This is a genomic window from Rhizobacter sp. P3_C12, from assembly GCF_056402735.1.
Genome location: NZ_JBFUGW010000240.1, coordinates 1 through 9,719, shown reverse-complemented (window position 1 = coordinate 9,719; position 9,719 = coordinate 1). Strand labels below are relative to the sequence as shown.

At 68.6% G+C, this 9,719-nt stretch carries 13 protein-coding genes; 4 read left to right on the top strand and 9 right to left on the bottom strand.

The annotated features are described in order from the left end of the window. From AC1DXV_RS26645 to AC1DXV_RS26635, 3 genes are all read left to right on the top strand, one after another. A partial coding sequence (locus AC1DXV_RS26645) for a carbohydrate ABC transporter permease (RefSeq protein ID WP_477936396.1) occupies positions 1-953 on the top strand: 953 nt, incomplete at its 5' end. After that, on the top strand, positions 950-1,978 hold the full coding sequence (locus AC1DXV_RS26640; RefSeq protein ID WP_477936394.1) for a carbohydrate ABC transporter permease: 1,029 nt from the start codon (positions 950-952) through the stop codon (positions 1,976-1,978). The genes AC1DXV_RS26645 and AC1DXV_RS26640, both read left to right, overlap by 4 nt. Before the next feature lie 35 nt (positions 1,979-2,013). Further along, complete coding sequence (locus AC1DXV_RS26635; RefSeq protein ID WP_477866031.1) at positions 2,014-3,051, top strand: ABC transporter ATP-binding protein; 1,038 nt, start codon at positions 2,014-2,016, stop codon at positions 3,049-3,051. A 4-nt stretch (positions 3,052-3,055) separates the two neighbouring features. Here AC1DXV_RS26635 and AC1DXV_RS26630 read toward each other — a convergent pair whose 3' ends face one another. The 8 genes from AC1DXV_RS26630 to AC1DXV_RS26595 form a co-directional block, all read right to left on the bottom strand. After that, a complete protein-coding gene (locus AC1DXV_RS26630) occupies positions 3,056-3,703 on the bottom strand; it encodes a LysE family translocator (protein WP_477866030.1) in 648 nt (215 codons plus the stop codon). A gap of 36 nt (positions 3,704-3,739) precedes the next feature. After that, a complete protein-coding gene (locus AC1DXV_RS26625) occupies positions 3,740-4,681 on the bottom strand; it encodes an alpha/beta hydrolase (protein ID WP_477866029.1) in 942 nt (313 codons plus the stop codon). Beyond that, complete coding sequence (locus AC1DXV_RS26620; protein WP_477866028.1) at positions 4,678-5,589, bottom strand: polysaccharide deacetylase family protein; 912 nt, start codon at positions 5,587-5,589, stop codon at positions 4,678-4,680. Before AC1DXV_RS26620 ends, AC1DXV_RS26625 begins: the two co-directional genes overlap by 4 nt. A 38-nt stretch (positions 5,590-5,627) precedes the next feature. Next, positions 5,628-5,975: a GNAT family N-acetyltransferase gene (locus AC1DXV_RS26615; protein ID WP_477866027.1), complete on the bottom strand. Its 348-nt coding sequence runs from the start codon at positions 5,973-5,975 to the stop codon at positions 5,628-5,630. Continuing rightward, a complete protein-coding gene (locus tag AC1DXV_RS26610) occupies positions 5,972-6,754 on the bottom strand; it encodes an ADP-ribosylglycohydrolase family protein (protein WP_477866026.1) in 783 nt (260 codons plus the stop codon). The genes AC1DXV_RS26615 and AC1DXV_RS26610 overlap by 4 nt, the downstream gene beginning before the upstream one ends. 35 nt (positions 6,755-6,789) lie before the next feature. Beyond that, positions 6,790-7,656, bottom strand: a complete 867-nt coding sequence (locus AC1DXV_RS26605) for a HEAT repeat domain-containing protein (protein ID WP_477866025.1) — start codon at positions 7,654-7,656, stop codon at positions 6,790-6,792. Positions 7,657-7,731: 75 nt separating this feature from the next. Then, entirely contained in the window at positions 7,732-7,974 is a 243-nt protein-coding gene (locus tag AC1DXV_RS26600; RefSeq protein ID WP_477866024.1) for a helix-turn-helix domain-containing protein, read from the bottom strand. An 18-nt stretch (positions 7,975-7,992) separates the two neighbouring features. Then, positions 7,993-8,247: a helix-turn-helix domain-containing protein gene (locus AC1DXV_RS26595; RefSeq protein ID WP_477866023.1), complete on the bottom strand. Its 255-nt coding sequence runs from the start codon at positions 8,245-8,247 to the stop codon at positions 7,993-7,995. A gap of 77 nt (positions 8,248-8,324) precedes the next feature. Between AC1DXV_RS26595 and AC1DXV_RS26590 the strand changes: the two genes are divergently transcribed. Beyond that, positions 8,325-8,609: a hypothetical protein gene (locus AC1DXV_RS26590; RefSeq protein WP_477866022.1), complete on the top strand. Its 285-nt coding sequence runs from the start codon at positions 8,325-8,327 to the stop codon at positions 8,607-8,609. A gap of 134 nt (positions 8,610-8,743) precedes the next feature. On the opposite strand, the gene AC1DXV_RS26585 is transcribed toward AC1DXV_RS26590, so the two are convergent. Further along, positions 8,744-9,719: DUF7684 family protein (locus AC1DXV_RS26585; protein ID WP_477936392.1), on the bottom strand; the 976-nt coding region annotated here is incomplete at its 5' end.

Below are 9,719 nucleotides of genomic sequence, written 5' to 3'. Positions count from 1 at the left end.
TGATGACGCTGGCCTGCACGCTGGCGGCCGCGCTGCTGTCGCCGCTCGGCCCGTTTGCGCCCGCGGCGCAGGCCGCGCGCGATGCGGCCGACCTGCCGTGGTTCGCGTGGCTGCTGTTCGCGCTGGCGGGCTTCGTCGTCGCGGCCGTCGTGGCCCGCGTGCTCGGCGCCCGCGCCCGCCTCAGCGGACTCATCGGCCGCCAGCTCGCCGGCAGCGTCTGGGGGCTGGTTGCGCTGGTCGCCGCCGGTACCGCGGGCGGCCAGCAGGGCTCGCTGCTGACGACGCTGTTCTACGTGGTCGGCGGCGTCGCGCTGCAGTTCGGGCTCGGCCTGGGCCTGGCGCTGCTGTGCGCGCAGCCGATCCGCGGGCGCAACCTGTTCCGGCTGTCGTTCTTCCTGCCGCTGATGGTCACGCCGGTCGGCATCGCCTACATGTTCCGGATGCTGGCCGACATGGGCGTCGGCCCGTTCGCACCCATCGCCCGCGCACTCGGCCTCGGCGCGATGACCTGGGCGCAGAACGCCTGGTCGGCGCGCTGGGTGGTGCTGGTCGGCGACACCTGGCAGTGGGTGCCGTTCATCTTCATCGTGCTGCTGGCCGCGATCGAAGGGCAGCCGCGCGACCAGCTCGAGGCGGCGCAACTCGACGGCGCGCCGTCGTGGCGCATCTTCCGCGACATCACCTGGCCGGCCATCGCGCCGACCGCGGCGGCCGTCGTGCTGATCCGCGTGATCGAGGCCTTCAAGATCGTCGACCTGCCGAACGTGCTGACCAACGGCGGGCCCGGCATCGCGACCGAGAGCATGACGCTGCATGCCTTCATCGACTGGCGCTCGCTGAACCTGGGCGGCTCGGCGGCGGTGGCCTACCTGCTGCTGTTCGTCTCGACGCTGATGGCGGTGAGCTTCTTCCACTTCGTCGTGCGGCCGGCGCGCGGGGGGCAGGCGGCATGAAGCGGTTGTTCGAGTCGCGGCGCCTCGGCGAGCTCGCGCCGCTGCCGCGCGTGCTGGTGTACGGCGCGCTGCTCGCGTGGACCTTCGTCGTGTTCTTCCCGCTGTACTGGGTGCTGGTCACCTCGTTCAAGGAGCCGCTGCAGGTGTCCGACGGGCCGGTGTTCCTGCCTTTCGTCGATTTCCAGCCCTCGCTGCACGCGTGGAAGTACATCCTCGTCGAGACCGGCCGCGACACGCTGCGGCCGTACCTGAACTCGATGCTGATCGCGAGCCTGTCGACGCTGCTGGCGGTCGCGATCGGATCGATGGCGGCCTATGCGCTGACACGCATCACCTATCGGCCGAGCGTCGCCGCGGTGCTGCTGTTCATCGCGAGCGTCGCCGCCGTGGTCGCGCTCGTGGTCGGCGCCGGGCTGTCGCTCGGCTGGGCGCTGCCGGTGGCCGCAATGCTGTTCGTGCTCGGGCTGCGGCCGCTGCAGCGGCGCCTCACCGCGCGGCTCGGCAACGACGACATCCTGTTCTGGATGATCTCGCAGCGCATCCTGCCGCCGGTGGTGTCGGCGATTCCGATCTACGTGATGTTCCAGCAGGTGCACCTGCTCGACACGCAGTTCGCGCTGATCGTGACCTACATGACCGCGAACCTGCCGATCGTCGTCTGGCTGATGGTCGACTTCTTCGACGGCATCCCGCGCGAGCTGGAAGAAAGCGCGGCGCTCGACGGTGCCTCGCGCTACCGCATCCTGTTCGACCTGATGCTGCCGCTGGCCCGGCCGGGGCTGGTCGCGACGACGCTGCTGGTGCTGATCCTGAGCTGGAACGAGTACCTGCTGGCGCTGTTCCTGTCGACCGCGAATGCGCAGACCATGCCGCTGCTGGTGGCGGCGCAGAACGCGACGCGCGGGCCGCAGTGGTGGACGATGAGCGTGCTGATCCTGCTGATGATCGTGCCGGTGGTCGTGATGACCCTGTTCCTGCAGAAGTTCATTGCCCGCGGCCTGTTGACGGGCGCGGTGAAAGGTTGATGTTGACGACTCCCGCTTTGTCCGCACCGCACTCGGTGACCTTCGACCACCTCGGCAAGCGCTTCGGCGCGGTCGAGGTGCTGCGCGACTTCAACCTGCAGGTGCAGCCCGGCGAGTTCCTGGTGCTGCTTGGCGAATCGGGCTCGGGCAAGAGCACCGCGCTGCGCGTGTTCGCCGGGCTGGAGACGGCGAGCGCCGGGCGCATCCTGATCGGCGAGCGCGACGTGACGAACGTGCTGCCGAAGAACCGCGACATCGCGATGGTGTTCCAGAGCTATGCGCTGTACCCGCACAAGACGGTGGCCGAGAACGTGGCCTACCCGCTGGACGTGCGCGGCGTGCCCAAGCCGCAGCAGCACGAGCAGGTGCTGGCGGTGGCGAAGCAGGTGCAGCTCGACGGGCTGCTCGACCGCTACCCGCGGCAGCTCTCGGGCGGGCAGCGGCAGCGCGTGGCGCTGGCGCGCGCGATGGTGCGGCGGCCGTCGGTGTTCCTGATGGACGAGCCGCTGTCGAACCTGGACGCGAAGCTGCGCGGCCACATGCGCGCGGAGCTGAAGCACCTGCAGCAGCAGCTGGGCATCACGACGCTGTACGTGACGCACGACCAGGTGGAGGCGATGACGCTGGCGCACCGCGTGGCGCTGCTCGACAAGGGCGTGCTGCAGCAGCTGGACACGCCGGCACGCATCTACAACGACCCGGCCAACCTGTTCGTCGCCGGCTTCATCGGCGCGCCGCCGATGAACTTCCTGCGCGGGGCGCTGTCGGGCGGGTGGCTGGAGGGCGAGGGGCTGCGCGTGCCGACGCCGGTGACGGCGAGCCTGGCCGAGGCGGTGCTCGGCATCCGGCCCGAGGACTGCCGCATCGCGGAAGGCGGCGCCCTGCAGGGCGAGATCTACGCGGTGGAGCTGATCGGCGACCACACGCTCGTCACGCTGCACGTCGGCGCGCACAAGCTGACGGTGAAGGGCGCGAAGGATTTCGACCAGCCGGTCGGGCGGCGGGTCGGCGTGGCGTTCGATCCGGGGGCGGCGTTCGTCTTCGACGGCGCGACGGGGGCACGCGTGCGTTGAACGCCTACAGGTGCCGCGACAGCAGCATCCGCAAACCGGCGAAGCCGAAGAACACCGCGATCGTGCCGTCGAACACGCGGCGGATCGAGCGGTAGACGCGCCGCGCGACGGACGTGGAGAACAGCAGCGCGTAGCTGATGAAGATCAGCAGGCCCAGCAGCCCGCAGGCGGCGAACACGACCAGCGAGTCGGTCGGCGAGGCGTGGGCCGGCAGGCCCATCGAGATCGTCGACAGCCAGACGAAGATGGCCTTCGGGTTCGTGATGTGCATCGCGACGCCCTTCAGGAAGATCTGGCGCAGGCTGCCGCTGCGGCCGGCCGCGCCGGCATCGGCCGAGTCGTGGCGAGACAGGGCGGATCGCCCGGCCTTGAAGGCAAGCCACAGCAGATAGAGCCCGCCGATCACCTTGACCACCGTCAGTGCGCCGGACCAGGCGGCCAGCAGCGACGCGAGACCGAGCGCGGCGGTGAGCCCGAGCGTCCACGACGACAGCGTGATGCCGGCGGCCAGCGCGAAGGCGGGCGCCCGGCCGCCGTTCATCGCCGTGCCCATCAGCGCGACGATGCTCGGGCCGGGGCTCGCGCAGCCGATGAAGTAGGCGGTGCAGGCGACGGCGAGGTTGGGGTTGGAGGCCAGGGTGTCGATGTGCATGGGGTTCGTCGGTTTCGTCGCGTCAGTTTCGTCACATCATCCGCTGATGTAAGGGCCGCGCCCCGGCAACGCCCAGAGCAGCGCGCGCGTGACCAGCGACGGGAAGACGGTGAAGTGGTCCTCGTCGGCGATGACCTGCGAGCCGAGCTTCAGCGACTTGTAGTGCCTCGATCGCAGCACGCGCTCGAAGTCGCGGATGTCGCGCACCATGTCGCCGGTCTTGAAGTAGCGTGGCCCGGGCCGGAGGGTCTCGTAGGCGCCGCAGTACATCATCAGCTGCGTGGGCAGATCGGCGTGCGACGCGGCATAGGCCGCCTCGATCTCGAACATCACGCGCCGGTCGAACCACAGTGACGGGCTGCCGAGGGCGTAGCGCGAGAACAATGCCGGCGCCGTCAGCATCACATAGGCCCCGAACAGTCCGCCGTACGAGTGGCCGATGTAGGTGCTGCGGGCCATGTCCACACGGTAGAGCCCTTGCAGCAGCGGCAGCGCAACGGTGGCGAGGTAGTCGCGGTAGCGCGCGGCCTCTCCGTAGGCCTGGCCGGCGTAGGTGTCGGTGCCGCGCTGGGCTCGCCGGCGCGGATCGGTGGGTGTGTAGTCCCGCGCCCGGCTGAGCGCGGAGTCCTCGCCCGCGGCTGGCGCGAGGCCGACGAGGATGAAGTCCTCGAGATTGCGCCCGGCCTGGCCGACGCGTGCCCGAATGCTCCGGACGAGCGGAAATCCGTAGGGCGCATCCGTCAGGAAGACCACTGGCAACGGGGCCGTCGCGTTGCCGCCGTCGGCCACGGAAGCCGGCAGATCAACCCACAGCTGGTAGCGGCGGCCGGTCTTCGGATCGGGGGCGTCGTGCACCGCTGTGTGAGGCAGCGCGTACGGCGTGGCGTCCGGCACGGCCGCCATCGAAGCGCTGCCCGGCCACGCGGCGGCCGAAGCGATCGAGAGCAGCGAGCGGCGGTTGAGGCGGAACGTGGTCATGGCGACGGCAGCAGGTGCTGCGCGCGCAGCCCGGGTTCTTCGTAGACGGAATCTTCGGCCGGGTAGCGCAGGTTCTTCGCGCCGGCCTGTTTGGCCAGGGCCCACACGATGCTCTCGCCGGCGGGCAGTGTCGTCGGCGCCGTCGCGTAGAGAGGATCCGCGAAGGCCTGCGCTGGCGCGACGAAGGTCCAGCCGCGAGCCTTGAACTCGCGTGCGATCACGCCGATCGAGGCGGCGTTGATCGCATTGACGTGCAGCAGCATCACATGCGCGGGGCTGCGGTGCAGCGTGCTGCGTGCCAGCCGATCGTAGTAGCCCGCACGGTCCAGCAGGTGGCGGATGTAGGCCTTCTGCAAGGGTTCGAGCTGGCTGCGCTTGCCGGCCGCGAGCTGATCGAGCCAGACCTCGTTGAAGTACCAGTCGCTGGTGTCGATGGAAACGGGGGCTGGCCGGTAGCCGTGTTCCTTCATCCATGCGCGCATGCCGTCGCGCTTGGCCGGCGTGTCGCCCTCCTTCAGGTACGGGAACCGGAGCATCGGCACCCAGGTGGGCAGCTCGCGGAACGCCGTGTCGGCCTCTTCGACGTCCTGCACGAACTCGGCGAGCGTGAGCTTCGGCGAGGCCAGGTTGCGATGGCGGGCCGTGTGGTTGCCGACCGCGTGGCCGGCGGCGGACCACGCGGCCACCAGCTCGCGGCCGGTGCCCGGGCCGGTGGCCGACAGCGCCGGGAAGATCATCGACGGGATCGATGCAGCGTGCAGCCCCGACAGCAGCGTGCTGTTCCACTCGCGGGCGAGCGGCTCGGCGTCCGGATTCACGCCGTCGTCAAAGGTGAGGGCGAGTGTCTGCGCGTGGGCGACGAGCGACCAGGCGCTGGCGAACACGAAGAGGAGGAACTGTTTGCGCATGTGTCGTGTCGAGGCCTGGTCAATCGTGAAGCAGGGGGTCAGGCGTTCTCGTGGCCGCCGCGAACGTGCGAGTAGCGGTGGATGTCGGTGCGTCGGTGCCAGCCCTGGCTTTCCCACCAGGCCTGCCCTGCGTCGTTGGTGCGGAACACGTCGATGTGCACCTTCAGGATGCCGAGCTGTTCCAGCGCCGCCAGGCAGCGCCCGACCAACGTGCTCGCGATTCCTTGCCGGCGGTGCTCGGGGAGCACCGCCAGGTGTTGCAGGTAGCCGCGCCGACCGTCGTGCCCGCACATGACGCAGCCCACCAAGCGGCCGTCTTTCTCGGCGACGACGTCGTAGTCGTCCATCGCCATGGCCCGCAGCGAGGGCGGGTTCGGTGCCGTCACTTCTTCGTTTCCGACGTGTACGACTGCATGAACCGCTTCGTCGTGGTGAGCAGCAAGCCGTCCAGGATCCTCATCACTGGTCGGGCGATGTCCGGCGGAACGCCACCGTAGAAGGCCTCGGCGATCCCGCCGGTGATGCAGGCGATGGTGTCGCTGTCGCCGCCGATCGAGATCGCATTGCGGATCGCATCTTCGAAGTCGGTCGACTCCAGGAAGGCGATGATCGCCTCGGGCACCGTGCCTTGGCACGAGCTGTCGAAGCGGTAGACGAGCCGGATGTCGTCGAGCCGGCGCGACAGGTCGTAGCCGAAGGTGGTCTCGACGTAGCGCTTGATGTCGTCGCGGCTGCTTCCGGTGCGGGCCAGGAAGATGCTGGCCGCGACGGCCTGCGCGCCTTTGATGCCTTCCGGGTGGTCGTGCGTGACGCGGGTGTAGTGGTCGGCCTTGGCCAGCACCTCGTCGAGGGAGTGGAACGCGAAGCCGACCGGGCTGATGCGCATCGCCGCGCCGTTGCCCCAGCTGTAGTACGGCGTGGGGTCGTCGGAGCGCGCCCATTCCTTGAACCGGCCGCCGTAGCCGGCCCGCGGGTAGCGGTTGGCATAGGCCTTCAGCAACGGGGTGTAGTGACTGCCGTCGAGGATGGCCTCGGCCAGCGCGACGGTCAGCACGGTGTCGTCGGTGAACGTGCAGCGGGGTCCGATCAGCTCGAACGCCTTGGTCTTGATGTTGTTCCATTCGTAGATCGATCCGATCACATCGCCGGCGATGGCTCCAAGCATGGTGTGCCTCCTTGGGGCTACTCTACCGGCTCGCGTCAGCGGGTGGCCGCAGTCTCTGTATCGGGATCTTTCTCGCATGCCGCCATTGCTGCATCGAGCGCGCTCAACCAGTAGCGGTCTGCCGTGTTGCGATCCACCATCCGCGCCACGGCACGCAGGGGTTCGAGAAGTGCCGGATCCGCCATCTTCTCGGCGGCGTCCAGTTCGTACACGCGGCACGCATCGTCGAGCGTCGCGATCAGGTACGCAGTCACTCGCGGATCGCGCCGCTGCGCCAGGCCGGCCAGGGCTTCGCCGCGCACGTCCTCGTCCTCATCGCGGAGGTTGTCCCACAGCAGTTGGCGCACGTCGGTGGAATCCACCTCGTGCATCGTTCCAAGCCCGAACGTTGCCCAGTCGCGGACCGAGGCATCGTCGTCGCGGGCCAGCCGCAGCAGTGCCGCGATGGCCTCCGGCTGCGCGTATCGTCCGAGCGCGAGGGTGACTTTGAACCGCGTCGACGCATCCGGATGCCGGGACAGCGCCACGAGATCGGGCAACGCGGCCGGGTGCGGCCGATGCGAGAGCCCGCAAGCCGCCACGGCGACGACTTCATCGCGCCGGTCCCGCAGCCCGGTCAGCAGCATGGCCTGCGTCTCTTCCGGCGCGTACGCCACGTGTTGAGACATCGACCCGCGGCGCCCGTGCAGAAGCTGGGACGCCACGCCAAGACCGACTGCCCGTTGACGCCAGTTCGGACTCGCTACCAAGGCACGGACCCGTTCCAACGTCTGCGGGTTGCCGCGCAGCTGCAGTGTCACGATCGCCGTCCAGCTGGCGTCGGATTCCCATCCTCGAACCGCACTTCGCACAAGCCTTTGCAGGCCGCGGCGGCGGTTTCGATCACGCGAGAAGCGAATCATCTAATCTCCGAGTGTTCAGCAGGTCTTCGCGCCAAGGACGCGATCCCCAAGCGGCTCAGCATGCATTCCGGCCATTCACTTCTTGTGCGCAACAGCCGCAGGACGTATCTGCTCGAACAAATCGAATACCGTCATCCCCAACGCATTGGCAATGACCTCGATGGCGTTGAGCGTCGGGTTCGCATGGCCGTTCTCGATCCGGCTCAGGTAGGTTTGATAGAACCCGCAGCGCTCGCCGAACTCGGCCTGGCTCAGGCCGGCCTCGGTTCGCAGCGCCCGCACGCACTCGCCGAATTGCTGAGACAGGTTGGGTCTCATGCTCTGAACCCGACGACTTCAGCCAGGACCCAGCAAGATCGAGATATCGACTCCAAGCGCCAGCGCCAGCTGCTCGATGTTGTCCAACGAGACATTCCTTTCCGCCCGTTCCACGGAGCCGACGTAGGTGCGGTGCAGCCCCGCGAGATCAGCCAACTGCTCTTGCGAGAGCCCCCGTGTTGCTCGTTCGGCTCGCAAGTGCCGTGCAAGTCGCAGACGCGCCGCTTCGTAGGCTTTTCCTCTTCGCTCCATGGACGCGGAGGGTGCGTTCATGCCTACTTTGGGTCTACAGACTTTGAGTAGCATCTGGCCGTACACTGACGGCGCTTCCTCATCGTCAGGAGTCCGGCATGGCCGACACGGCCCCCACTTCTCGCCGCAGTCCCGGGCAACACGGCCGTCCCATCGAGAGTCGACGCATCGCTCGCCTGCTCGCGCAGGTGATCGACATCACCGACGGCACGCGCCACCTGCTCGAACTCTCCGAGCAGGATGTCTGGGCGCTTGCCGATGATCAGGCGCCGCTGCTCGACAGCAGGCAGCACGACGCGCTGCGCCGCATGGCGATCACCGCGCTGCTGCTCGTGTCAGAGGAGGCCGAGCGTCTGGGTGAGCGGTTCGACGGGGCACCGTGAGGGCGGCGCAGGAACACAAGGAATCCGTTCGGACTGAGCTTGTCGAAGGCCCTGCGCGCGTCGGGCACAACCCTTCGACGGACGGGCCCTCGACAAGCTCGGTCCCTGCTCAGGGCGAACGGGAGCGCAGATCCTCACGCATCCGCGTACGCCTGCAGCACCATCTCCTCATCCCCCCGGTCGCTGATCTCGATCAGCACCGTGTGCTGCAGTTCCACCACCGGATGGTTCGCGCAGTTCTTGCAGAACCACAGCACCTCGGCGAGCGACTCGACCTCGTGCGACACGGTCACGACCTGCGCCTCCTTCGGGATCGGCCCGAAGCCGCATTGCTCCAGGTTGGCCATCGCGACCGAGTGATCCCACAGGCTCGCGTCCTTGCCCCAGGCCATCACGTGCAGGCAGCCGCTGTCGACCAGCCAGCCGCTGACTTCGATCTGCCAGGTCAGCGTCAGCTTGGCATCGATCATCACGACCGCCCGGAACGGGGCGAGCGCCGACAGGTCGGGCAGCGCACCGCCGGGCTTCAGGTGCAGGTAGCGCGCCGGCGGCCCCGGGATCGTCGGCCCGCCCGACAGCACGCGCAGCGATTCGCGGATCGCCGCCAGCACGTCGAAGAAGCTGCCGTAGACATCCTCGTCAGCGTCGTAGCGCGCCTGGTTCTCGGCAAGGTGTTCCACCGCCGGCAGCAACTCCGGCATCAGCGGCTCGATGGCCTTCGGATCGTCCTCGAGCCTGCGCATGATCAGGTTCAGGAACGCATCGGCGGCCGTCGACGCGTACAGCCCCTGGTTGATCTCGAAGATGCGCGGTGAGACGACGAAGTCGCGGAACACCGGCATGTAGTAGCGGAACGGCCCGGCCGGCATCGCGCCCAGGTCTTCGGCGCGCGACAGCACGTCGCTCTGCTCGAACAGCAGCAAGGCCTCGTCGCGCGACTTGCCCGCGAACTGGCGGTACGCGTAGGCGATGTCCAGGTCGGCCGCGAAGTCGCCCCATTCGGCAGCGTCCGGCGGCGTCGCGGCGTTCGACCCGCTCACGCTAGCGCCGACGCCCTTCGTCATTGCGGGGGCCGCGTCCGCGCGGACCCTGCGGCGGGCCGTCGCGGCG

Bases quoted from the DNA above. Each gene is read 5' to 3' on its own strand.
- AC1DXV_RS26640 (WP_477936394.1), top strand. From the start codon at position 950: ATGAAGCGGTTGTTCGAGTCGCGGCGCCTCGGCGAGCTCGCGCCGCTG.
- AC1DXV_RS26630 (WP_477866030.1), bottom strand. From the start codon at position 3,703: ATGCACATCGACACCCTGGCCTCCAACCCCAACCTCGCCGTCGCCTGC.
- AC1DXV_RS26625 (WP_477866029.1), bottom strand. From the start codon at position 4,681: ATGACCACGTTCCGCCTCAACCGCCGCTCGCTGCTCTCGATCGCTTCG.
- AC1DXV_RS26620 (WP_477866028.1), bottom strand. From the start codon at position 5,589: ATGCGCAAACAGTTCCTCCTCTTCGTGTTCGCCAGCGCCTGGTCGCTC.
- AC1DXV_RS26610 (WP_477866026.1), bottom strand. From the start codon at position 6,754: ATGCTTGGAGCCATCGCCGGCGATGTGATCGGATCGATCTACGAATGG.
- AC1DXV_RS26605 (WP_477866025.1), bottom strand. From the start codon at position 7,656: ATGATTCGCTTCTCGCGTGATCGAAACCGCCGCCGCGGCCTGCAAAGG.
- AC1DXV_RS26600 (WP_477866024.1), bottom strand. From the start codon at position 7,974: ATGAGACCCAACCTGTCTCAGCAATTCGGCGAGTGCGTGCGGGCGCTG.
- AC1DXV_RS26595 (WP_477866023.1), bottom strand. From the start codon at position 8,247: ATGAACGCACCCTCCGCGTCCATGGAGCGAAGAGGAAAAGCCTACGAA.
- AC1DXV_RS26590 (WP_477866022.1), top strand. From the start codon at position 8,325: ATGGCCGACACGGCCCCCACTTCTCGCCGCAGTCCCGGGCAACACGGC.